Origin of the sequence: Jannaschia seohaensis (assembly GCF_900116765.1) — a bacterium.
GTDB lineage: Bacteria > Pseudomonadota > Alphaproteobacteria > Rhodobacterales > Rhodobacteraceae > Jannaschia > Jannaschia seohaensis.
In genome coordinates this window covers 90,866-114,041 of sequence record NZ_UETC01000003.1, presented here as the reverse complement: position 1 = coordinate 114,041, position 23,176 = coordinate 90,866, and the positions used below count along the sequence as shown (strand labels likewise).

23 protein-coding genes and 1 pseudogene are annotated in these 23,176 nt (G+C 67.5%); 9 read left to right on the top strand and 15 right to left on the bottom strand.

What is annotated here, in order from left to right; genetic code table 11:
* Positions 1–383: 383 nt before the first annotated feature.
* The 3 genes from DTQ71_RS08445 to ftsH all read right to left on the bottom strand — a co-directional run bounded on the left by DTQ71_RS08445 (position 384) and on the right by ftsH (position 4,526).
* Positions 384–2,177 (bottom strand): PHA/PHB synthase family protein, encoded by a 1,794-nt coding sequence (locus DTQ71_RS08445; RefSeq protein WP_109563863.1) that lies wholly within the window; start codon positions 2,175–2,177, stop codon positions 384–386.
* A 286-nt stretch (positions 2,178–2,463) separates the two neighbouring features.
* Entirely contained in the window at positions 2,464–2,637 is a 174-nt protein-coding gene (locus DTQ71_RS23450; protein ID WP_170125367.1) for a hypothetical protein, read from the bottom strand.
* A complete protein-coding gene (gene ftsH, locus DTQ71_RS08440; RefSeq protein ID WP_109564175.1) occupies positions 2,634–4,526 on the bottom strand; it encodes an ATP-dependent zinc metalloprotease FtsH in 1,893 nt (630 codons plus the stop codon). Before ftsH ends, DTQ71_RS23450 begins: the two co-directional genes overlap by 4 nt.
* Positions 4,527–4,809: 283 nt before the next feature.
* On the opposite strand from ftsH, the gene corA reads away from it, so the two are divergent.
* Positions 4,810–5,904: a magnesium/cobalt transporter CorA gene (corA, locus tag DTQ71_RS08435; RefSeq protein ID WP_109563862.1), complete on the top strand. Its 1,095-nt coding sequence runs from the start codon at positions 4,810–4,812 to the stop codon at positions 5,902–5,904.
* A 5-nt stretch (positions 5,905–5,909) separates the two neighbouring features.
* Here corA and DTQ71_RS08430 read toward each other — a convergent pair whose 3' ends face one another.
* Positions 5,910–6,194, bottom strand: coding sequence for a hypothetical protein (locus tag DTQ71_RS08430; protein WP_109563861.1), 285 nt, complete (start codon positions 6,192–6,194; stop codon positions 5,910–5,912).
* Positions 6,195–6,332: 138 nt separating this feature from the next.
* On the opposite strand from DTQ71_RS08430, the gene DTQ71_RS08425 reads away from it, so the two are divergent.
* From DTQ71_RS08425 to DTQ71_RS08395, 8 genes and pseudogenes are all read left to right on the top strand, one after another.
* The gene (locus DTQ71_RS08425) at positions 6,333–7,268 is read left to right on the top strand and encodes an HlyD family secretion protein (RefSeq protein ID WP_109563860.1); all 936 of its coding nucleotides are present in this window, start codon (positions 6,333–6,335) and stop codon (positions 7,266–7,268) included.
* Entirely contained in the window at positions 7,265–8,191 is a 927-nt protein-coding gene (locus DTQ71_RS08420) for an ABC transporter ATP-binding protein (protein ID WP_109563859.1), read from the top strand. Before DTQ71_RS08425 ends, DTQ71_RS08420 begins: the two co-directional genes overlap by 4 nt.
* Positions 8,192–8,205: 14 nt before the next feature.
* A complete protein-coding gene (locus tag DTQ71_RS08415) occupies positions 8,206–9,510 on the top strand; it encodes an ABC transporter permease (RefSeq protein WP_245947356.1) in 1,305 nt (434 codons plus the stop codon).
* Positions 9,396–10,208 (top strand): annotated as a pseudogene (locus DTQ71_RS24850) (MFS transporter); the annotation flags it as partial. The gene DTQ71_RS08415 and the pseudogene DTQ71_RS24850, both read left to right, overlap by 115 nt.
* A gap of 112 nt (positions 10,209–10,320) precedes the next feature.
* A complete protein-coding gene (locus DTQ71_RS23840; RefSeq protein WP_211317129.1) occupies positions 10,321–10,638 on the top strand; it encodes an MFS transporter in 318 nt (105 codons plus the stop codon).
* Positions 10,639–10,755: 117 nt separating this feature from the next.
* Positions 10,756–11,709, top strand: a complete 954-nt coding sequence (locus DTQ71_RS08405; RefSeq protein ID WP_245947354.1) for an LOG family protein — start codon at positions 10,756–10,758, stop codon at positions 11,707–11,709.
* Positions 11,710–11,727: 18 nt separating this feature from the next.
* Entirely contained in the window at positions 11,728–13,107 is a 1,380-nt protein-coding gene (locus DTQ71_RS08400; RefSeq protein ID WP_109563858.1) for an MBL fold metallo-hydrolase, read from the top strand.
* Between the two features lie 24 nt (positions 13,108–13,131).
* A complete protein-coding gene (locus DTQ71_RS08395; protein ID WP_109563857.1) occupies positions 13,132–13,491 on the top strand; it encodes a SpoIIAA family protein in 360 nt (119 codons plus the stop codon).
* Positions 13,492–13,497: 6 nt separating this feature from the next.
* Here DTQ71_RS08395 and DTQ71_RS08390 read toward each other — a convergent pair whose 3' ends face one another.
* The 11 genes from DTQ71_RS08390 to DTQ71_RS24845 all read right to left on the bottom strand — a co-directional run bounded on the left by DTQ71_RS08390 (position 13,498) and on the right by DTQ71_RS24845 (position 22,364).
* A complete protein-coding gene (locus tag DTQ71_RS08390) occupies positions 13,498–14,325 on the bottom strand; it encodes a F0F1 ATP synthase subunit gamma (RefSeq protein ID WP_109563856.1) in 828 nt (275 codons plus the stop codon).
* Positions 14,325–15,854, bottom strand: coding sequence for a F0F1 ATP synthase subunit alpha (locus tag DTQ71_RS08385; RefSeq protein ID WP_245947352.1), 1,530 nt, complete (start codon positions 15,852–15,854; stop codon positions 14,325–14,327). The genes DTQ71_RS08390 and DTQ71_RS08385 overlap by 1 nt, the downstream gene beginning before the upstream one ends.
* Complete coding sequence (locus tag DTQ71_RS08380) at positions 15,841–16,581, bottom strand: F0F1 ATP synthase subunit delta (protein ID WP_109563854.1); 741 nt, start codon at positions 16,579–16,581, stop codon at positions 15,841–15,843. Before DTQ71_RS08380 ends, DTQ71_RS08385 begins: the two co-directional genes overlap by 14 nt.
* 4 nt (positions 16,582–16,585) lie before the next feature.
* Positions 16,586–16,834 carry a F0F1 ATP synthase subunit C gene (locus DTQ71_RS08375; RefSeq protein ID WP_109563853.1) on the bottom strand — a complete coding sequence of 83 codons (249 nt, stop codon included), beginning with the start codon at positions 16,832–16,834 and terminating at the stop codon, positions 16,586–16,588.
* A gap of 13 nt (positions 16,835–16,847) precedes the next feature.
* The gene (atpB, locus tag DTQ71_RS08370) at positions 16,848–17,513 is read right to left on the bottom strand and encodes a F0F1 ATP synthase subunit A (RefSeq protein ID WP_109563852.1); all 666 of its coding nucleotides are present in this window, start codon (positions 17,511–17,513) and stop codon (positions 16,848–16,850) included.
* A complete protein-coding gene (locus tag DTQ71_RS08365; RefSeq protein ID WP_170125366.1) occupies positions 17,503–17,787 on the bottom strand; it encodes an N-ATPase subunit AtpR in 285 nt (94 codons plus the stop codon). The genes atpB and DTQ71_RS08365 overlap by 11 nt, the downstream gene beginning before the upstream one ends.
* Positions 17,784–18,071: an AtpZ/AtpI family protein gene (locus tag DTQ71_RS08360; protein WP_109563850.1), complete on the bottom strand. Its 288-nt coding sequence runs from the start codon at positions 18,069–18,071 to the stop codon at positions 17,784–17,786. Before DTQ71_RS08360 ends, DTQ71_RS08365 begins: the two co-directional genes overlap by 4 nt.
* Positions 18,068–18,508 carry a F0F1 ATP synthase subunit epsilon gene (locus DTQ71_RS08355; protein ID WP_170125365.1) on the bottom strand — a complete coding sequence of 147 codons (441 nt, stop codon included), beginning with the start codon at positions 18,506–18,508 and terminating at the stop codon, positions 18,068–18,070. Before DTQ71_RS08355 ends, DTQ71_RS08360 begins: the two co-directional genes overlap by 4 nt.
* 38 nt (positions 18,509–18,546) lie before the next feature.
* Positions 18,547–19,959 (bottom strand): F0F1 ATP synthase subunit beta, encoded by a 1,413-nt coding sequence (gene atpD / locus DTQ71_RS08350; RefSeq protein ID WP_109563848.1) that lies wholly within the window; start codon positions 19,957–19,959, stop codon positions 18,547–18,549.
* 4 nt (positions 19,960–19,963) lie between these two features.
* Positions 19,964–20,845, bottom strand: coding sequence for a universal stress protein (locus DTQ71_RS08345; protein WP_109563847.1), 882 nt, complete (start codon positions 20,843–20,845; stop codon positions 19,964–19,966).
* 796 nt (positions 20,846–21,641) lie between these two features.
* A complete protein-coding gene (locus tag DTQ71_RS24845) occupies positions 21,642–22,364 on the bottom strand; it encodes a cupin domain-containing protein (RefSeq protein WP_170125364.1) in 723 nt (240 codons plus the stop codon).
* Positions 22,365–23,176: the final 812 nt, after the last annotated feature.

The following is a 23,176-nucleotide window of genomic DNA, read 5'->3' as shown; positions in this document are numbered from 1 at the left end:
AAGGACAGGCCGTCTTCGGAAAGAGTAATCCGGCGGCTTGTTCGTACCGAGTTCTGACAGGCACCCGAAGGGAGGTTGGCATTGCCCTGCGACGGCCGTCGGCTTTTCTTGCCACCGTCATCCGATCGCTGCCGGTGCCGCCCGTTCGCCGCGCCAAAGGACGACCCAGCAGCGAGGGGCCCGGTCGTAACGTCTGAAAGGTCTTCCGCGATGCCCATGCCCCTGCCCCGCGGCACGTCCCCCCTGTCGGTCCTCGCATCCTGTCGGATCGGGCGCGGCTTCGAAACCGGCCGAAAAGGCCCAGCCGACTTGACCGCTCGCCCAGGCGGGGGCACGCGGAGCCCCCTCGCGGGCCCGCCACGGAAGCTGACCTCCGGTGGCTGTCAGGTCTGAAAAATGTAGGTGCCCGGCGCAGCTCCCAGGACCGGATAGCCGGCATCGGGCGCCCCGAGCGAAGGCGGCGTGACTTCGCCCGAAGAGGCCGCGGACAACCACTGGAACCAGTCGGTCCACCAGGACCCCTCCACTGCTTCGGTCGAGGCAAACCATGTATCGGGATCGACGTAATGCGCTCCGGCCGGCCTTCGGCCCGCGCGATAGTGGCGGTTCCGGTGTCCCGGCTCGCTCAGGATGCCGCCGTTGTGACCACCACTGGTCAGGACGAAGGTCAGGTCGCAATCGGTGAAGAGCCGGGCCTTGTAGACCGATTTCCAAGGCGCGATGTGATCGGCCTCGGTCCCCACGACGTAAAGCGACCCGTGAATGTCACTGAGCGCGATCACGCGTCCCTCCACGGCGAACCGCCCCGCCGTCAGCCGGTTCTCGAGGAAGAGCCCCCTGAGATATTCCGAATGCATGCGCGCCGGCATCCGGGTGGTGTCGTTGTTCCAGACCGTCAGGTCCGAGGGCAAGTCCGCGACCCCGAGGAAATAGCGCCGGATCGCGCGGGCATAGATCAGATCCTCGACGCGGATCGACGCGAAAGCCCGGCTCATCTGCGGACGGTCGAGATAGCCCTGGGCCCACATCATGTCCTCCAGGAAGGCGACCTGGCTGTCATCGAGGAAGAGAAGCAGCTCGCCCGCCTCGGTGAAATCCACCTGCGCGGCCAGAAGCGTGACCGATGCCAGGCGGTCGTCGCCGTCGCGCGCCATCGTGGCCGCTGCGATGGCGAGGATGGTGCCGCCGAGGCAGTAGCCAGTCGCATGGACCTTTTGTCCCGGCACGATGGCGCTGACGGCATCGAGCGCGGCCATCACGCCCTCGTTGCGATAATCCTCAAGCGAGAGATCCGACTGGTCCTGCGTCGGATTGCACCAGGAGATCGCGAAGACGGTGAAGCCCTGCGCGACCAGGTGCCGGATCAGAGAATTGTGCGGCGACAGATCGAGGACGTAGTACTTCATGATCCAGGCCGGCACGATCAGGATGGGTTCGGCGTGGACCTTCGCGGTGACCGGCGCATACTGAATCAACTCAAACAATGCGTTTCGGAACACGACCTTGCCAGGCGTACAGGCGAGATACTCGCCGATGCGGAACCCTTCGCGCGGCGCCTTGCGCGACTGGGTGAGGGTCTGCCTCAGATCCTCGCGGAAATTCCGCAGACCCGCGGCGACATTCGCTCCTCCGTCCCGGACCGTGCGCTCGATGATCTCCGGATTGGTCGCCGGGAAGTTCGAGGGCGAATAGAGATCGAGGATCTGCCGCACCATGAAGCGCACCCGAGCGGAATCCGCGTCGCTCAGCCCGCGCAGCTCGTCCGTGGCGAGGTCCCACCAATCCTGGGTCGCCAGAAAGCCCTGCTGCCAGAGACCGAACGGCATCCGCCTCCAGCCGGGATCGGTGAAGCGATGGTCGTAGGGCTTGGGGTGGAACGGCGGCGGCGCAGGGGCGTTCGGCTTGTCCGAGATGGCGAATTCGGCCAGCTTGACGGCGTTTTGTATCGCGCGCTCGGCCAGTTCCATCTGCCGCCCCGGCGCCCGGCTGATGTGCAATGCCCAGTCGCTCCAGGCCTGGAACGCCGAGAACGGCGAGACACCGCCCGTGTTCCGGGCAATCAGGGCGCGCGCGATCCTGTCGAGATCCCGATAGGGATGCAGCTCGGATTGTGGCGCCGCCGTCGCCGCATGGCCGCGCGCTCCCTTGGGGGGCGTTTTCCTCTTGCCGCGCACCATCCCGAAACGCTCGCCTTCCTTGCCCTTCCGAACCCAAGACCCCGCATCAGACGCTAGGCGCTTTCCCTCGGCTTGCCTTGACGCAAGTCAACGGGGCTCGGAGGGCACGTCGAGCCCGGGCCGGGACATGGGATCTGGTGGATCAAGCGGGCGCGGGTCGCCTCCACGGGCGTCGGCCCCTCCTTCTGACGCCGGGGCCAGCTATGACGACCCGACACGCAGTCTGCTTCCAGCCATCGTCAGGGCCGCCGGCGCGAAGACGGTGCCCGACATGGACCGGCCGACGCTATGGCAGGAATGCGTAATCGAGCGCGCGCAAACCAAGAACGAGCACGATCCAGACCACGACACCGCGAAACAGCCGACTGCCGGCATTTTGCAGCTTCGGGTGGTCGAAAAGATAGATGCCGATAGCGATCAGCGCCCCGGACATAAGGAAATGCACCAAGGATTGCGTCATGTCGTCTCTCCGGTTGCGCCGTGGAGAGCCGGGTTCGGCGCGGGGCGCGTGTCTTGGGCCCGGTCCGGCGTACCGGAGGCACCTGGGGCATGTGCGGGCGCGAGCGCGGGGAAATCGCCCGGCGTGAGCGACTCTCGTTCCAGCAAAAGCGCCGCGCCCTCCTCAAGGAGCTTCCGCTTTTCCGTCAGGATGGACTTCGAGCGCTCATAGGCCATCGCGATGCCCTCGCGCATCGCCAGATCGACCTCGCGCGCGGTTGCCTCGGAATAGTCCCGCCGACGCGGCATGCCGAAGCCTTCCCCGAGAAAGCGCTGGGCCTGCTCCTCCAGCACGACCTGCCCGACCGTCTCGCTCATGCCGTAGCGGGTCACGCATTCGCGGGCGATGTCGGTCACCTTCGCCAGATCGTCCGAGGCCCCGGTGGAGACCTCGCCGAAGACGATCTCCTCGGCCGCGCGGCCGGCGAGCAGCACGACCATCCGATCCTGCAATTCTGACAGGGTGATGAGGTAACGGTCCTCGGTCGGGCGCTGCATCGTATAGCCGAGCGCGCCGACGGAGTGCGGGATGATGGTCACCTTCTGCACGGGGTCGGCGCTGGGCAGCGACGCGGCGACCAGCGCGTGCCCCATCTCGTGATGGGCGACACGTTCGCGTTCCTTGGGGTTCATCAACCGCGTCTTGCGCTCGGCCCCGGCGATGATCCGCTCCACGGCGGCGGTGAAATCGACGTTCGAAATGCAGTCGGCGCCGCGCCGGGTCGCGACGATCGCCGCCTCGTTCACGAGGTTCGCCAGATCCGCACCGGTGAAGCCGGTCGTCAGCCCCGCGATCTCGTCGACACTCACCCCCGGGTCGACCTTCACCTTGCGCATATGCACCCGGAGGATCTGGGCCCGTCCGACCCGCTCGGGGCGATCGATGACGATCTGCCGGTCGAACCGCCCCGCCCGCAAGAGCGCGGGGTCGAGCACCTCGGGCCGGTTGGTCGCGGCCAGCAGCACGATCCCCGACATCGGATCGAAGCCGTCGAGCTCGGCCAGCAACTGGTTGAGCGTCTGCTCCTTCTCATCGCTGCCGCCGAACCCGGACAGGGCCGAGCGCGCTCGCCCCAGCGAGTCGAGCTCGTCGATGAAGATGATGCAGGGCGCCGCCTTGCGCGCCTGCTCGAAGAGGTCGCGCACCCGCGCCGCGCCGACGCCGACGAACATTTCGACGAATTCCGAGCCCGAGATCGAAAAGAACGGCACGCCCGCCTCGCCGGCGATGGCGCGCGCCATCAGCGTCTTGCCGGTGCCCGGCGGCCCCACCAGCAGCAGCCCCTTGGGAATCCGCGCGCCGAGCCGTCCATAGAGGTCGCGGTCATGCAGAAAGGACACCACCTCCTGAAGCTCGGCCTTGGCCTCGTCTGCGCCGGCCACGTCATCGAAAGTGACGCCCGTGTCGCGCTCAACATAGACCCTGGCCTTGGACTTGCCGATATTGACGAGCCCGCCCATCCCCTGACGTTCGGCCATGCGCCTGAAGAAGAACGCCCATATGCCGACGAAAATCACCGCCGGGAGAATCCAGGACAAGATCGTCGTCAGCCAAGTCTGGTCATGCGCGCCCGCGAAATCCACGTCGTATTTCGCAAGCTCTTCAGCGAAACCGGGCTCGACCCGCGTGGTGGCGAAGACCGTCTTGCCGTCGACCGCCTCATTGAACGTGCCTCGGACCTCCGTCTCGGTGACGATGAGGGAGGCGACCTTGCCCTCCTCCAGGTAGGTCAGGAGGTCACTGTAATCGATCCAGATAACGTCCCGGGCGGCCATCCAGATCTGGAAGATCAGCAGGAGCGCGAAGGCAGCGAGCGCATACCCGAGGTTGAATTGGTGCTTCTTTTCCAAGTCCGCCATCCTTGCCAGGCAAATGTCCGAGACAACGCCCTTTTCCGGTCCGCGGCGAAGGCCGGGGCGGGAGGACGAGAGACCCCCTGGACCATACGATAGGGACCGAGGCCATGCCAACGGGCCGCCGCGCCTGGAATTGACGGGCCAGCGCGCGGGTGCCTGACCGGCAATGGCGGCCTCGCTCAGCCCCCCTTGGCCCGGCGCCCGCTGTGGACGCGGGCGCAATACTGTAGCATGCGCAGATGGCGACGCCTGACGTCACGGCCCACGAGGTTTGCGCATGAAGGCCCCGCCACCGGTCGAGCGAAAGCTCGACATGGCCAAGCAAGCGAGGCGGCAACCTGCCGCGTCGGACGAGACAACCGGCCCGGAGGAGGCCGGCCGGACGAGCGTCAGCGTCATGGCGTTCGGCTCGGACGAAATTGTCGAGCGAACGGAGATGGACCTTCGCGCCATCGCAGACCTCAGGCAGCGCCACCGGGTGATCTGGCTCGACGTGGCCCAATCGGTCGATACACGCCTTCTCACCGCGATCGGCGAAGAGTTCGGTCTGCACGAATTGGCGCTGGAAGATGCCGTCGAAGCGGATCAACGCCCGAAGGTCGAGGAATATGACGACCACCTGTTCATCGTCGCGTCGGCGCTGGAGGGGAACGGGCCGCTGCGGGCCCGGCAGATCGCCTTCTTCATCGGCGAAGGCTTCCTCGTCACCGTGCGCGAGGAGACTGTCGACAGCTTCGAAAGCGTGCGCAAGCGTCTGCGCCGCCCAAAGAGCCGCATCCGCCATTCCGGATCCGACTATCTCTGCTACGCTTTGCTCGACGCCATCGTCGACGGCTACTTCCCGGTGCTGGAGCAGATCGGCGAGACGCTGGACGCGCTGGAGGACCGCGTGCTCGCGACGCCCGACAACCGCGACATCTCCGACATCCACGATTTGAAGCGCGGACTGCTGCAAATCCGGCGCGCGATCTGGCCGCACCGAGAGCTCTTCAACACGCTGATCCGCGACGAGCACCCGCTCATCGCCCCCGAGACGACGCCCTTTCTCCGGGACTGCTACGATCACACGGTGCAGATCATCGACATCGTCGAGACCTATCGGGAGATCGCGTCGGAACTGGTGGACGTCCACATCTCCAGCGTCAGCGTGAAGATCAACGAGGTCATGAAGGTGCTCACGATCGTGGCGACGATCTTCATCCCGCTGAGTTTCATCGCGAGCGTCTACGGGATGAATTTCGACCGCGACTCCTCGCCCTGGAACATGCCCGAGCTGGGCTGGTCTCTGGGCTACCCTTTCGCGCTGTTGCTCATGTGCGCGACAGCCGCGGGGCTGATCTGGTACATCTGGAAGAAAGGATGGCTCAGATAGCGCGGTCAGTAGACGCGCGTCAGCCAGCGTTCCAGCGTGTCGCACAAGGCGTCGGCCTCCTCGCGGAAGCTCGTGTGAAGCACGGACCAGTCCGCGGAATTGTCGCGCTTCGCGGCCTCGACCTTTTGCAGGAGATGCTCCGGGCGCATCTTGAGATGGCTCCATTCGTCCAGCGCCTTCGCCCGGTCCTCGGGACCGCCCTCGTCGATCGCAGCCTTGGCCCGGGTGAGCTTCGCTTCGACGCTAGCAAGCTGGCTTTCGAGATGCTGCATGTAAGCGTCGGTCGGCATCGGGGTCTCCCCAAGTTTGGTGGCGCCGCAGATAGTTACAGCATTGGAAAAGGGACGCTTCGATGAATGTCATGGAGGACGGCCCGAACTGAGCGAACATCAGTCCGGTTGAACTGCGGGAGATGGTTTGCGGGCGGCATGATCTCCATTTTCAAGCTTTCGGTCCTCACGGCGCTTCTGATCCCAATGATCCTGCACTCTTGCGCCGATCGGAACGGCGAGACTGCCCTCGGCATGTTGATGCGCGACCGTGTCGTGCTGACCGCGACCGCCAATGCGATCGTGACCGACCTCCCGGTCGCCGAAGGGAGCGAGGTCGAGGCCGGCACGATCCTTGTCCAGCTCGAGGACAGGTTGCAGCGGGCGAACCTCCAGGGGCGCGGGCCCGGCTGGCTGAGGCGGAGGCCGATCTCGAACGAGTGCGGAGGGGCGCGGGTCCAGGAGATCGCAATTGCCGAGGCGCGGGTCGGAGGGGCCCGCGCCGTCTACGAGGAGGCGGAGACGACGCTTGAACGCGATGCGCGACTGCTTGAAAGCGGGACGATCACACGGGCGCGGCTCGACCAGGACATCGCCCGCCGCGACTCGGCCCTCGCGGAACTGACGAGCGCCGAACAGGTGCTCGCCGAACTGGAGGAAGGCGCGCGCGAAGAGGACATCCGCATCGCAGAGGCGCAGGTCGCCGCCGAGCGCACGCTGCTCGAGGACCTGACGATCCGCGCCCCGCGGGACGGCCTTCTGGACAGCCTGCCCTGGAACCTCGGTGAGCGCGTGCCCTTTGGCAGCCCGGTGGCCTTGCTTCTGACCGGCGACAGACCGCGTGCCCGCATCTATCTGTCCGAGCCCGCGCGCGTCGGGAGGGCGGTCGGCGATCCCGTTTCGACCCGCCTCGACGGGACGGAGGCGGTTTTCGAGGGCCAATTCCGCTGGATCAGCGAAGAGCCCGCTTTCACGCCCTATTACGCGCTCAACAGCGAGCAGCGCAGCCGCCTCGTCTACCTCGCCGAGGTCGAACTCCCCCCCGAGGCGGCGGGCTTGCCCGCCGGCGTCCCGGTCAGCGCCGCGTTGCCATGACCGCACCGGTGGCGCAGACGATCGGCATCACCCGGCGCTTCGGCGCCAAGACCGCCGTGGACTCGCTGGACCTGACGATCCCCGGGGGCGTTGTCTACGGTCTTCTGGGCCCCAACGGCTCGGGCAAGACGACGGTGATGCGGTTGCTCACAGGCCTCTTGAATCCCAACGCGGGCCGGGCGGAGGTGTTGGGACGGCCCCTGCCCGGCAATGCCGAGGCTCTGAAGAGCCAGATCGGATACATGACGCAGGGCTTCACCCATTACCGCGACCTTACCGTGCTGGGAAACTTGAGATTCGTCGCCGGAATCCACGACCTGCCCGCGAAACGCGCGCGGCGGCGCATCGCGGAGCTTCTGGAGACCTACGACCTGACCGCGCGGGCCACCGACCTCGCAGGCGCGCTGAGCAGCGGGCAGCGCCAGCGGCTCGCGCTGGCGGCGACCGTCATTCACGAGCCCCAGCTTCTGTTCCTCGACGAACCGACCGCCGCCGTCGATCCCGAGACGCGGCGCAACTTTGGGGAAAGGCTCTTCGACCTCGTCGAGGCCGGAACGACGATGATCGTCTCGACCCACCTGATGGACGAGGCCGAGCGCTGTCACCGGATTGCCATCCTCGATCTGGACCGGAAATGTGCAGACGGCACCCCACAGGACCTCATGGCACAGGTCGAGGGCCGGGTCGTCGAGGTCACGGGTGACGACCTGCGCCAGATCGGGCGCGCCCTCAAGGCACAGACGGAGATTGCGTCGGTCGCCCAGATCGGCGCGCGGCTCCGGGTTCTGGTGAGCGAGACCGTGGAGGATGCCGAGGCGGCGGTGACCACGGCCCTGGGCGGTCGCGCGGATGCCTCGGCGCGGGCGGTGCGGCCAAACCTGGAGGACGTTTTCGTGCTGGCCACGCGGGTCACGGCGCGATGATCTCGGTCCGGCGCGTGACGGCAATCCTGCGGAAGGAACTCCTGCAACTCCGGCGCGACCGGCTCACCTTCGGGATGATCCCGTTCATCCAACTGGTCCGCTTCGGCTATGCCATCAACACCGAGGTCCGCCACATCCCGGCGGCCATGGTCGACCAGAGCGAAAGCAGCCTCGGCCAAGCCCTGACGCATATGCTGGAGGCCACGCAGGTCGTCCGCTTCGAGAAACGCTTCGCCACGGTCGAGGAGGCCGAGCGTGCCATCTTGCGCGCCAAGGTCCGCGCGGCCTTCATCATCCCTCACGATCTCGACGACCGCCTCGTCCGCAACCCCGCCATCGCCAGCCGCTTCGCCGCCCCCGCGCAGGGCGACGCGGGCCGGCCCGTCGCCCAATGGACTGCCAACGGCTCGGACACGCTCGTGGCCGGTGCGATCCGGTCGCTGCGGACGATGCCGCTGGGCGAGCTGTTCCGCGCGCCCAGCACACCCGCCACGCCGACTTTCGAGGTGACGCTCTATTACAATCCCGAGCAGCGCAGCGTCGTGAACATCGTGCCGGATCTGGTGGGGATCATCCTGACGATGACCATGATCATGTTCACCGCCGCCGCCATCGTGCGCGAGAGCGAGCGCGGCAAAATGGAGATGCTCATCACCACGCCGATCCGCCCGCTTGAGCTGATGATCGGCAAGATCATTCCCTTTGTCGGCATCGGGCTCATCCAGGTCGGTGTCATCCTTGGTCTCGGAGCGGCGCTGTTCTCGGTCACGGTGGCGGGATCGCTCGGCACGCTCCTGGTGGTCACGCTGCTGTTCATCCTGGCAAGCCTGTCGCTGGGCCTCGTGCTCTCGACCTTCGCGAAAAGCCAGATGCAGGCGATGCAGATGACGGTCTTCGTGCTGCTCCCGTCGATCCTGCTGTCGGGCTTCATGTTCCCTTACGAGGCCATGCCCGAGGCCGCGCAGCGGATCGCGGACCTGCTGCCCGCGACGCATTTCATGCGCATCATCCGAGGCGTGGTGCTGCGCGACGCGGACCTTGCCGATCTCGGGCCGGACGGCGCCTGGCTCTTGGGGTTCACGATGCTAGGCCTGATCGTGGCATCCTTGCGGTTCCGAACGAGACTGGACTGCTGGCAAGGCGGGCACAGAACGACGCAGACGGGACGCCGCCGCCCCGTTCGCCCGAACTGCGGCACCGGATCATGGCAGGCTTCATCGGCAATGTCGTCGAGTGGTACGACTTCGCGCTCTACCGCTATCTCGCGGGCATCATCGCGCCGCTCTTCTTCCCGTCGGAAAACCCGGCGGCGGGCCTGATCGCCACCTATGGCGTTTTCGCGGCCGGGTTCCTGATGCGGCCCCTCGGCGCGGCCTTCTTCGGCTGGTTCGGCGACCGCTATGGGCGCGCGCGGACGATGCAGATCTCGGTGACCATGATGGCGCTGCCGACGGTTCTGCTGGGGCTGCTGCCGACCTATGCGCAGGTGGGCCTGCTCGCCCCCGTCCTGCTCGTTGTCCTGCGCCTGATGCAAGGCGTCTCCGTGGGCGGCGAGTTCTCCTCCTCGGCGACCTATCTCGTCGAGAGCGCGCCCATGGGACGGCGCGGCCTGACCGGAAGCTGGGCCAATATCGGCTCGATGTCGGGCTCGCTTCTGGGCGTTGGCGCGGCGGCGCTGGTGACGAACCTCTTCGATGCCCAGACGGTCTCGGACTGGGCCTGGCGCTTGCCGTTCCTCTTTGGCGCGCTGCTTGGCGGCACGGCCATCCTGATCCGCAGCAACCTGCATAACTCCGAACGCTTCGCAGCCCAGCACGCCCAGCGCGACGAGACCTCGCCGCTGCTGGAGGCCTTCACCACGAACCGGCGCGAGACGGTCCTCGTACTCGCTTTTGCCGCGTCCTACGGGACGTGTTTCTACATCGCCTTCGTTTACCTGCCAGAATGGCTCTCGGGACAGGGCCTGATGGCGCGGAGCGAGGCCCTGACGATCAACACGGCGATGACCGTGCTGGTGATCCGGCTGATGCCGCTTCTGGCGATCGTCGGCGACCGCCTGGTCGCGCGGCGCAGATGGATCGAGCGCCCTCCTCACGCTGAGCCTGCTGTCCTGGCCGCTCTCCCAGTGGATGCTCGCCTCCGGGGGATCGACCGCCTCGGTCCTTGTGACGCATGCCGTGACCTTCATGCTCCTGTCGGTGCCCCTGGGTTCGGGTCCTGCGCTCTTTGTCGAGATGTTTCCCGAGCGCGACCGGCTTTCGGGCTATTCGGTCGCCTTCAATATCGGCGTGGGCGTCTTTGGCGGCCTGACCCCGATGATCGCGACCACGCTGATCGAGGCGACCGGCCTCGCCACGGCGCCCGCGCTTTACATGACGGTCGCGGGCCTGTGCGCGGTCGTCGCGCTCTCCCGAACCCCGGATCGAAGCCGCGCGCCGCTGCGCTGAGGCCCTCCGCCACGACCTTGATTTTCGTCAATGGCTTGCGCCGGTTCGCCTGTATCAGTTTGAGACCCCGGCGTCCGGGGAAGGATGCGGCCCGGCCGCCGAGGAGGAGTGGCGCCTGTGATCGACGATCCAGAGATGCCCTGCGTCAAGCCGGCCCCGGCCCATCCGCACCAGCGGATCGCCGACCTTCCGTGGAAGACGCCCAAGCCCGCCACCGAAGATATCGACGCCCCCGCGCTTGTCGCCGAGATCCTGCACGCTTCGAACTACCGGCTCGCCGACAGGGACGTGGCCTTTCTGAACCGAAGCGACAACCGCGGGCTCAGGCTGCAACTCGACTATTCCAAGGCGGAGACGCTCCTTGAGGAGCATGGCGTGGCGCATTCCATCGTCGTCTTCGGCAGCACCCGCGTGCCCGAGCCGCTCGCGGCGCAACGGGCCGTCGAGGCGCTGGAGCGGAAAGCCGCCGGAGCGCCGGACGATGCGGCGCTCTCCAAGCGCCTGACCATTGCCCGGCGCGTGCTGGAGAAAAGTCGCTTCTATGAGGTCGCGCGCGACTTCGGCCGGATCGTCGGCCGCGCGGAGGGTGAGTCGGGAAACCGGCTCGTGGTGGTTACGGGCGGCGGGCCCGGCATGATGGAAGCGGCCAATCGCGGCGCGCACGAGGCCGGCGCCCGCACGGTCGGGCTCAACGTCTCGCTCCCGCACGAGCAGTATCCGAATCCCTACCTCACCCCGAGCCTCTGCTTCCAGTTCCGCTATTTCGCGATCCGCAAGCTGCACTTCCTGCTGCGCGCCCGTGCGCTGGTCGTCTTTCCGGGCGGCTTCGGCACGATGGACGAACTCTTCGAGACGCTCACGCTGATCCAGACCCGCAAGGTCAAGCCAGTGCCGGTCATCCTCGTGGGCCAGGCCTATTGGCGGCGGGCCTTCGACCCGGATTTTCTCGTGGAGGAAGGCGTGATCGACCCGGAGGACCGGGACCTCTTCTGGTACGCCGAGACGGCGCAGGAGATCTGGGACGACATCGTCCGCTGGTATGCGCGCTGCGGAACGACACTCATCGGGTAGACGCGGCAGGAGGCGTCCATGAAGATCGCTTTTCACGGTGCGGCGGGGGTCGTCACGGGCTCTTGCCATCTCGTCACCTGCGGGGGGCGGCGCATCCTCGTCGATTGCGGCATGTTTCAGGGCCAGCGGGAACTCTTCGAGGAGAACACCCGCGACTTTGGCTTCGATCCCGCCGAGATCGACGTGCTTCTGCTGACCCATGCCCATCTCGACCATTGCGGCCGCATCCCGCTGCTGGTGAAGCGCGGCTTTCGGGGGGAGATCGTCTGCACCGCGGCCACGCGCGACCTGTCGCGGCTCGTTCTGCTCGACTCGGCGCATCTGCACGAGGAGGAGGCCAAGCGGCGCAACCGCCACCGCCATAACGGTCGGGAAGGCGAGCCGCTCTTTGACACGGTCGATGCGCTCGACAGCCTGGACCGGTTCGGGCGCGAGGCCGAGTATGGCCGCCCCATGGTCCTGTGGGAAGGCGCCCGCGCGACGTTCCACGATGCGGGCCACATTCTCGGTTCGGCCAGCATCCTGCTCGAACTCGAGGAGAATGGCCGGTCGCGGCGCCTCCTCTTCTCGGGCGATATCGGCCCGGAGAACCGGCCGCTCCTGGATAGCCCCGCGCCGCCCTCGAACGTCGATGTGGTGGTGATGGAGACAACCTATGGCGACCGCGACCACCGTCCGCTCGACGCCTCTGTGGCCGAGTTCCATGACGCGGTCCGAGGCGCCGACGCGCGCGGCGGCAACGTCATCATCCCCACTTTCGCGCTGGAGCGTGCGCAGGAGCTTTTGTTCTTCCTGCGGGAGGGGATGGAGCACAAGCAAGTCCGGGCCTCCACGCAAGTCTTTCTCGACTCGCCCATGGCCATCTCGGCCACGCAAATCTTCAAGCGCCATCCCGAAGCGATGAAGGCCGAGATCGAACGGATGATCCGCGGCGGCAAGGACCCCTTCCGCCTGCCGGAGTTGCACATCACCCGCGAGGCGTCGGACTCGATGGCGCTCAACCGCATTCGCGCGGGCGCAGTGATCATGGCAGGCTCGGGAATGTGCACGGGCGGACGCGTGCGCCACCACCTGCGCCACAACCTCGCCCATAGCGATTGCAGCGTGATCTTCGTGGGATACGCCGCCGAAGGCACGCTGGCGCGGATCATCATCGACGGCGCGAAATCCGTCAAACTGTTCGGCGACGAGGTGCGGGTGCGGGCGCGGATTCACACCATCAACGGCTTTTCCGCCCATGCCGGGCAGTCCGAACTTCTGAACTGGCATGCGCGCACCGGCCGGCCGGAGATGACCTTCCTGGTCCACGGCGAGGAAAAGGCCCGCAAGGCCTTCGCGGGACACCTGAAGGGGAGACGGATCGCCATGCCCCGGCTGCACCAGGTCTACGAGCTGTAACGCCATCGCACGGAGGGAGCCGACATGCTGAAGATCATGGAGGAAAGCGCAGGGAACGTGGTCGGCATCCGCGCGGGCGGGAGGTTGACCGAGGCCGATTACAAGGCGCTCCTGCCGAAGCTCGAGGAAAGGTTCCGCGAATTCGGCAGACTCAACCTGCTGTTCTATGCCGACGAGACCTTCGCCGGCTGGAGCATGGAAGCCGCCTGGGAGGACGCCTCCTTCGGTTTCGCCCATGTCTCCGATTTCGAGCGGCTGGCATTGGTCGGCGCGCCCGACTGGGTGGTCTGGTGCGTGAAGCTGAGCGCCTTCCTGTTCAAGGGAGAGGTGCGGATCTTCGAGGCCGACGCGCTCGGCGCCGCTTGGGCCTGGCTGCGCGGCTGACGCGGTTCAGCCGTTAAAGATCGCCTCGGCGCCGGTGACGACGTCCAGCATGTCGGCCGTCATCTCTTCCTGCCGCGCCACATGCGCGGCCCGCCGCAGGCGGTCGAGCTTGTCGGAGATGTTGCGCGAGGCCGCGTCCATCGTCCTGAGCCGCGCGGCGTTCTCGCTGACGAGGCTATCCATCAGGGCGTCGGCGACCGCGGCGAAAACAAACTCCGAGGCGAGCGCCCGCATCAGCCTGGGCACGGGCAGGTGGTGGAGCGGCACGTCCCCACCCGGCGCCGTGTCCTGGCGCGACAGGGGAAGAACCTGCTGCAGTTGCGGTTCATAACCCGCGCCGCCCGCGTGATGGGCGTGGACGATGCGCGCCGAGGACAGTCCGTCAAGTCGAAGGGAGATGCGCCGCGCGAGCTGGGTCACGCCGGCGGCCCGGGAGGTCATCGCATGGGCCTGATCGGGCGTCACACCGCGTTCGGCCAGCGCGATCTCGCCGCGCCGTCCGACGACGATCAGACGCTCCTCCTGCCGCCGCTCGGCAAGAGCGAGCTCGGCCAGGCGCTCGTTGAAGCCGCCGGCAAAGCCGTTCTGCGGCGTGATCACCAGAAGCAGGCCCGCCTGCCGCCGGTCCCGGGCCTCGGGCAACGCGGGCGGCGCGGCAATCGGTGCGATCTCGCCGACCGCGCGCTCGACAACGGCGCGAAACACCCGCGTGCCGTCGAGAGCCTCCTGCGCCTCCCGCAGGCGCGAGGCCGCCATAGACCTGAGCGCGCCGACGAGATCGCCCAACTCGCTCAGGCTTTCGAGCCTTGCCTCTATGCGCGTGAGTTGCTCCATCAGTCGTCGGCCTTGGGCGCGAGCCCCGCGACACAGTCCTGGATGAGCGTCAGGAGCCGGCGCCGGGTCTCGTCGGAAAGCGCGCCTGTCTCGTCGATCTGCCGGGCCGCACGCGGCAGGTCTTGCGGCAGCCGCTCGGCGAGACGTTTTCGAACTTCCGGAATGAGGGAAAGCGGCAGATCGTCGAGACAGCCGTCCGCCACCGCCAGAAGCAGCGCGACCTGGAGCGACAGGGGCAGCGGCGCGTATTCCGGCTGGGCCAGGATCGCGCGCAGCCTGCGGCCATGGGCGATCTTGCGTTCGGTGCGCTCGTCGACCATCGAACCGAAGCGGGTGAAGACCTCGAGTTCGAGAAATTGCGCATAGTCGAGCTTCAGCGAGTCCGCGAGCGACTTGATCGCCTTGGCCTGCGTCTTGGCGCCGACACGGCTGACGCTCATGCCCACGTTCACGGCCGGCTTCTGGCCCTCGTAGAACAGTTTGGGTTCGAGATAGACCTGCCCGTCAGTGATCGAGATGAGGCTCGTCGGAATGAAGGCGGAGGGGTTGCCCGCCTGCGTCTCCGCGATCGGGAGAGCGGTGAGCGAGCCGCCCGCCTTCTCCTGCGACAGCTTCGCGGCGCGCTCCAGAAGCCGCGCGTGCAGGTAAAAGACATCGCCCGGATAGGCTTCGCGCCCCGGCGGCTTACGCAACAGCAACGAAAGCTGGCGGTAGGTGATCGCGTGCTTGGTCAGGTCGTCGAAGATCAGAAGCGCGTGCTGGCCCCGGTCGCGGAAATACTCGGCGATGGAACAGGCGGCATAGGGCGTCAGCCATTGCGCCCCCGGCGGCGCATCCGCCGCGCCCACCACGAAGATGCAGCGCTCCATCGCCCCATGCGCGCGGACCGCTTCAGCAACGCGCGCCACGGTCGAGGCCTTCTGCCCGATGGCGGCGTAGACGCAGATGACGTCGCTGTCGCGCTGGTTGATGATCGTGTCGCTGGCCAGCGTCGTCTTGCCGGTCTTGCGGTCGCCGACGATGAGTCCGCGCTGCCCGCGGCCCAGCGGGATCATCGCGTCGATGACCGTGATCCCGGTCAAGAGCGGCTCTGTCACCAGATCGCGGTCCACGATGGCCGGCGCGGGGCGCTCTACCGGGTCGGTCCGCTCCGCCTCGATGGCCGGGCCGCCATCGAGCGGCGCGCCAATGGGCGAGACGATGCGGCCCAGAAGGCCCGGCCCCACGGGCACGCGCGCAATCTCACCGGTGCCTTCGACGGCAGCGCCCGCCCGGATGCCGCTCCCCTCGGAGAGCAGGATGCAGCCCAGCTCCGCCTCGCCGATCCGCATCGCAAGGCCCAGCGTGCCATCCTCGAAGCGGAGCAGCTCGTCCAGCCGCGTCGCGGGCAAGCCCGACACATGCGCGACACCGTCGCCCACCTCCTCCACACGACCGATCTGGCGCAGACGCGGGCGCAGATCGGCCGTCTCCAGCCGCGCCCGCGCCCGTGCGATGAAATCCGCCGCGTCCCGCTCAAGCGTCATCATCACCTCCCGCCATGGCCCGGGCCGCCGCCTCAAGACGCCCGGCGACGGAAGCGTCGAGTTCGCCATGGGGCAAGCGCAGGCGCAGCCCGCCGAGAATGCCGGGATCGAGCTCGAAGGAGAGCGCCGGCACATCGCCCAAAGCCGCGCCGAGTGCGGCGCACATCCGCTCCCGCATGTCCTCCGAGAGCGCCATCACCGTCACGAGCGTGAGCCCGCCGCCGGACGAAAGATCCCGCCGCATGCGCGCGAGGTCCGCCTCTTCCTGCCGCGCAAGTTCGGCTTGCAGGCAAGCGAGCGGGTCGGCGGGCGCGTCCGACAGCGCCGTTTCCGCGAGGTCCCGCGCCAGGGCCACGATCTCGTCGCGGAGCGCGGTCAAGGCGCGTGACCTGGTCTCCTCGATCTCGGCTTGGGCGGCGGCGCGGAGGCGCTCGGCCTCCTGGCTCGCATCCGAGAGCGTCTGTTCGCGCTCGCGCTGCATCCCCTCGTGCAGTTCGGTCTCGCGGCTGTCCATCTGCTCGTCGAATGCCGCAAGCTTCCGCTCATAATCTGCGCGCAGTCTCTCGGCCTCGTCGGCCTTGCCCTCGGCGTCTTCGGCAGCGGCACGGTCGGCGGCCTCGCGCGCCGCGATCATGCGTTGGACGGGCCGGTCGAGGAACCGGCTCAGAAGCCAGACGACGACGAGGAAGTTGACCGTCTGGATCGCCAGTGTCCACCAGTCGATTTCCATGGCCTCAGCCGGTGAACGGGTTGGCGTAGAGCAGCAGGAGCGCGACCACCAGGCAGTAGATCGCCATGGTCTCGATCATCGCCAGCCCGACGAAAAGCGTCCGCGACAGCGTGCCCGCCGCCTCCGGCTGGCGCGCGATGGCCTCCATTGCCGCGGCGACGGCGCGACCCTCGCTATAGGCCGGCATGATCGCCCCGAAGGACACGGCGAGCACCGCGCCGAAGATGCTCACGATCTCGATGAGGTTGTCCATTCGATCTCCTTTTTTACGCGTCCACCGCACCGACGGCGGCGCCGATGTAGACGGTTGCGAGCACGGTGAAGATGTAGGCTTGGATGATCCCGATGAGCACGCCGAGGAGCAGGAACGGGATCGGCAAGAGCAGCCCGGCCAGAAACACCACGATCGCGATGACGAACTCGTGGCTCATCATGTTTCCGAAAAGCCGGATCATGAGCGAGAAGGTCCGCGTCGGTTCCGACAGGACATTGAGCGGCAGAAGGAACGGATTGGGCTCGAGGTAATGGCGGAGGTAGCCCCGCAGACCCTTGGCCTGGATGCCGTAGAAATGGACCGAAAGAAACACGATCAGCGCCAAGGCGGCGGGGGTCTCCACATGGGCCGTCGGCGGGGTCGCGCCGGGAAAGACGGCGGCGAGATTGGCCAGAACGATGAAGATGAAGAGCGACCCGAGCAGCGGCAGAAATGGCCGAGGATCCCGCCCGAGGATCACCCTGATCTGACCGGACAGCGTGGTCACCAGGATCTCCAGCGCCGTCGCCAGCCCGGAACCGGGTCGGGCCAGGCGAAGCGTGGCCGTCAGGACGGCCGCGAGCACGCCCATGATGACCCAGGTCGTCACGACCGCCCGGCTGATCGGAACGGGGCCGATCCAGACCAGGATGTCGGGGCTGAGCGGGCTACCGTCCACGATCGGCCCCCACCGCGCGCCGGATCGCGACGGTCCGCGACAACAGGAACCCGGCCAGCGCGGCCAAAAGCGGCCCCGCACCCTGCATCGCGCCAAGCGCCAGCACCGCCGCGGCCAGACCGAAGCGCAGCAGCAGCCAGCCGGCGGCCGCGCGGTTGGAGACCGGCCGCGCGATGGCCGCGACGGTGCGGGAGATGAGGTGCATGTAGACGGCCCCCAGGGCGATGCCCCCCAGCAGCCAGGGCACGAGTGCCAGGAGCGGATCTGTCGTCATTCTTCGTTCATCCTTTTCCATGCCAGCCAGAAGCCCAGACAGGCCCCGAGAAAGGTGAGCGCCCCGCTGAAGGTCACTCCGGTCTCCAGGGACGCATCCAGCCAGCGTCCCGCGAACACGCCGATCAGCGTCGGCGTCACGACCAGCCAACCCAGCGCGCCCATCATGGACAGGTTCTTCCACAGTGACCTTTCGACCTCGCGCTCCCATTTTTCGCGGCGCGATTGCCGACGTTCGACGGCATCCGAGATCATCTTGCGCCCCTCGTGGTTCGGCTCCGTCATGCGTCGCCCTCCGCGCCGGCGGGCTGGAGGGAAGGCGCTGCGGGCCCGCCGCCGCGCCCCGCCGCGAGGACGCGCTCGATCTGTCGCATCTTGGCCAGATGCAGCCGCGAGTCGGCGGTGCGCGACACGTCCTCCATCTCGTTATGGCGTTCGAACTCACGGATCGCGTCCCGCCCGAGCGAGGCGAGGTCGTCCCGGCTGAAGGCGCCGCGCGCGGCGATCTCCACCAGCGTGCCGTCATGGACGGTCAGGATACCGCCGCGGACCAGAACGAACCCCTCCGCCCCGCCGCCGCAATCCCAGGTCACGACCGAGATCGGCAGCACCGTCAGAAAGTCGGCATGGCCCGCCATGATGCCGAACGCGCCCGTCTCGTCCTCGGCCCTGATGTGCCGGACATGGTCCACATCCGCGACGATCGCGGTAGGCGTGGTCACCACCAGCCTCATGCCGCGTCGCCCCCGACCTGCGCCTTTTACTTGCGCCGCGCGTCCTCCAGCGTGCCGACCATGTAGAGGGAACTCTCTTCCCAATCGTCCGCCTCGCCTCTCAGGATCGCCTCGCAGCCGTCGAGCGTGTGCGAAAAATCGACCGACACGCCCTGATGACCGGTGAATTGCGCGGTGACCGCGAAGGGCTGGCTGAGAAAGCGGATCAGGCGGCGCGCGCGGCCCACGGTCTTGCGGTCGTCGCCGCTCAGTTCTTCGAGGCCCAGAAGTGAGATGATCTCCTGCAACTCGCGATATTGCTCGATCACGCGGCGGACCTCCTCGGCGATGGCGTAATGCCGCTCGCCGATCACCGCGGGGTGTTGCAGCGTGGACGTCGAGGCCAGCGGATCCACCGCCGGATAGAGGCCTTCCGAGGCCATCTCGCGGCTCAGCACGATGGAGCTGTGGAGATGGGTGAAGGTCTCGGCCACGGCAGGGTCCGTGAAATCGTCCGCCGGCACGTAGACCGCCTGGATCGAGGTCACCGAGGCCCCCCGCACCGAGGTGATGCGCTCCTGCAATTCGGCGATTTCGGTGGCGAGCATCGGCTGGTAGCCCACACGCGACGGCAGGCGCCCCAAGAGACCCGAGACCTCCGAGTCCGCCTGGACGAAGCGGAAAACGTTGTCGATGAGGAAGAGGACATCCATGCTGACCTCGTCCCGGAAATACTCGGCGACCGTCAACGCGCTCAGCGCCACCCGCCAGCGCGCGCCCTGCGGCTCGTTCATCTGGCCGAAGACCAGCACCGTTCGGTCGATCACGCCGGACTTCTTCAGGTCGAGCCAAAGCTCGTGCCCCTCGCGCGAGCGCTCGCCCACGCCCGCGAAGACCGACAGGGCCTTGTAGCGGTCGGCGATGGTGCGGATCAGTTCCATCACCAGAACCGTCTTACCCACGCCCGCGCCGTCGAACATCGCCGCCTTGCCGCCCTGCGCCAGCGGTGCCAGTAGGTCGATGACCTTGATGCCGCTCAGAAAGACCTTCTGTTCGTAATGCTGTGACGCGAGCTTTGGCGACGGGTGGTGGATCGGGCGGCGCGGCATGTCGGCGGCCAGCTCGGCATCGTGATCGATCGTCCGGCCCACCACGTCGAGAAGCCGGCCGACGACCGTATCCCCCACGGGCATCGTGATGGGCGCGCCGCTGTCGATGACCTCGGTCCCGCAGGCCAGGCCCGCCGTCTCCTGAATGGCGACGCAGCGCGCGGTATGGCGGTCGGCATGGTGCTGCACCTCCAGCGTCAGCCGGCGCGGCTCGGACCAGACGGCGTCGAGCGCCGTGTTGATGGGCGGAAGCTCTCCGTCGAAGCGCACATGCACCACCGAGCCCGAGATCTGCGAGACGACGCCTCGGCGCGTCGCGCCGGTGTTGCGATAGTCGTGCCCCTGCGTCATCGCATCAATGCGCCATCAGGACCGGCAGGCGGGCATGGCGGAGCGCGGCGCGCGTGACACCCCACAGCAGCGCGCCGCGATACCGCGCATGGCGGTCGCCGCCCATCACCAGGAGACCCGCGCAGGCCGAGCCCGCGACGTCCAGAAGCCTGGCCCCGACGCTGCGGAGCCCCGCAGCCCTGTCGCCGCCCCTGACGCTATGCCGTGCCATCCGAGATGCACGATGCACGATGCTGTCCGCCGTGCCGGGCGCCCCGCCGGCGGTCTCTTCGGTGACGTGGAAAGCGGTCGCGCTCGCGCCCTCTTCGGCCAGACCGCTCGCGGCGGAGACCGCCCCCGCCGCGCCGCTCAGGCCGTCCCAAGCCAAGAACGGTCGCCGGAACCGCGCGACCGTGGCGCCCTCGGGCAGGCAGGGCACGGGCCGCCCCGACCGCAGAAGCGTCACCCCCGGAAGATTTTCAAACAGCGGGGTGTAGCGCGCGGAGGATGCGGTGAAGGATGCAAGATCCCCACGGCGCGCCGCAGCTGGCATCATTTCGAGCGGCGCGCCCTTCACCGTCCTCCGGACCGCCGATGCGGCGGGTTCGGGGTCCGGGCGATGGGCCTCCGGCACGACGGCCTTTCGGCACAGGGCCCCAAAGCGGCGGCCACAGCGCTCGGCCTCCGCCCCTCCCCTCTCATCGGCACGCTGGCTGATCTGACGCTCAAGCACATCTCGATCGGTGGCGCCTGAGCCGGCCAACTCGAAGGCCGCCTTCGGGTCGGAACGACTGTATATGGCCTCCAGATGCGCGGAATAGGCCTGCGCGCAGGCGAGGCCGACCGAAAGCTCGACCGAACCTTTCCCGTCGCCGACGACGGGCATGGACCCGGCACGGGTCGTCATTTCGACGACACCCGCCTGACGGCTGCTGTCCAGACACGATTGCGCGTGCGTTTCCCTCTCCGGTCCCGGAGCGAGTGGAGATTAGGGGGATCGCGGCGGGCAGCCTTGATCCCGGTCAATCCCGCCGCGGGCACGGATGACCTCGGCCGCCTCTCCCTTTTCGCGCATGGCAGTCGGCGCCCGCTGGAGCCAGTTCCGACGCCGGCGCAGGGAACAAGGGCCACGGATCGGCGGGCGTCGGGGAGCAGACAGGCTGGCTCGGCCAGGCGCAAGGGCATCGATCACGTCCGGAGCACCGAGCCTCTCTCGCTCTGGCAGTGTCATCGAAGTCGAGCCACCCAGGGAAGCAACCGCATAGTCCGAGAGATACGAGATCGTCTACAAGGAGATCTTCGCCGTCAGGGATGACATCAGCCACAACATCGCGATCACCCAGCAAACGTAGCTGGCATAGGGCGCCAGTTCGCAGCTCTGGACGAGACAGACCAAAACCCTCCGCGCCTTGGGGAAGGATAATCAAGGGCGCAGATCGTTCGATCTTGAGAACCGGGCCGACATGCTAATGGCCCGCAACCGGTTGGGGGAGCCGCTGGATGCCGGCGACTTGCGCCAAGCAGTTCCTGGAAGATCGGCGCGCTTGGCCCGGTCCGCATCTTCGGAGGCGACGAGGCGGGCGGAGTCGCGGGCCGGAGACGCGCGTTGCAGCTTTCGCCAGTCTCTTGCGACCGGCTTCCCTGGAACATCGTGCTTCGAGATGCGTGGCTCGGTATCAGTTAACCGCACGCGTTCCGGGTTCTCAGAGCCAACACGGAGCGCGTCCCGACCGACCCATATGGGCCTTGGAATCTGGTGATTGTTGCGATGCTGTTTCGGGGAGGGCGCCCTGGCCACGGAGCCGATCGAGCAGCTTACAGCGGAGGTTCCGGGAGTCATCGGCGCCTTGAGGCGTCTCGGCTTCCAGGAAGCCGAGAGAACCGGGCAGGTGATACGCGCGGTGCCGGCTGACGCATTCGAGATCGCCCCTTCCGGCCAGGGACGCGCCGCCCCTGCATTTCGCCCTCATGCGCCCTTCTTGCGATGCCAGAGGCCGGCCCGACCAAGGGACCGGAGAGACATGCCGCCGAGCGGTCAGCCCTCGCGAAAGAGAGGGCGCAGCGGTGTCCCCGCGATCGTCTTCGACGGTCGGGGCGGACAGCAGGAGGCAGCGCACGGGATCTTCCGCGTCGTTGCGGACCTCATGCGCCACGCCGGCGGAGACATGCAGCAAATCGCCCGGGCCGAGCCGGCAGACCTCCCTCGGCAAATCGATCGTCAAAGTCCCAGAGAGGATGTGGGAGACCTGCTGACCGAAGAGGTGCAGGTGCTCGCCGCAGCCGGGCGGGATTCGCCCTTCGCGAGCCCTCAGCCCCGGCGTCTCGACGAGCCGCCAGCCATCGCAGCCGGCGCCCCATCCATGTTGAGTCGCGGATTCAGCCCTGGCGCGGGCCGGGGCTTCCTGCGCATCAGGGATCTCATTCATAGGGGACGCCAGTCTGGTCCGCTGCCTGGCCGTTTCTCGGCACGAAAGGCACCTCCGCCACCATATCGAGGGCATGGCGGGCAGCGACATCCTCCGGCACGTCGGCATGGTCCGGCTCGTGCCGGCGATCACCGAGGCTGAGGCCCTACCCTGCCCCGCCCGCGAAACGCTGATCGCCGGGATGCAGCCCGGCCCGCTCGCGGCCTCGTCGGGCTATCGCATGGGCGCTGATCACGCGCTGTTCCGCATCGGCGCTCGTCCGGCACCGCCATGCGGAAGAGAACGCGCTGTTCCGCGTGCATCGCGGCTGGCTGAGACTGAAACTCCGCGACCGAGACGAGATCCTGGAGGAAGGCGCGTTCATCGATGTGCCCCTGAGGATCGAACCTTGTCCCGTGGCGCTGAGCGCCGTCCGCCAGGTGATGCTGCCGGCGCCCGTGAACACGCGCAACAGCGGCAACGTGGTCGAGAGGCGCGGGGTTGGGTTGTCGAACTGGGCCGTGTCTGAGCAGCCGCTCGGCCGGACGCGCATGGACCGCGCCTTCCACCTTCGGACCGTCGAGGCTCGGCTCCGCGTCGCCGTTCCGAGCCGCGACTCTGTCCATGGCATCTCCTCACGGAACCCGTCACCCGGGCCGACCGGAGTGGAGGAAAGAGCGGCCCTCAGCCACTCAATAAACTCGCAGCCTTGCCCCCCGGACAGGGAGCGCGGTGGCGCCGCTCCGCGCCATGCAGCCCGCCCGAGGCGAGACCGGGGCGCCGTCTCCCGGCCGATGGCGCCCCTGGACCAGATGGCGCCTCATCCGCGGACC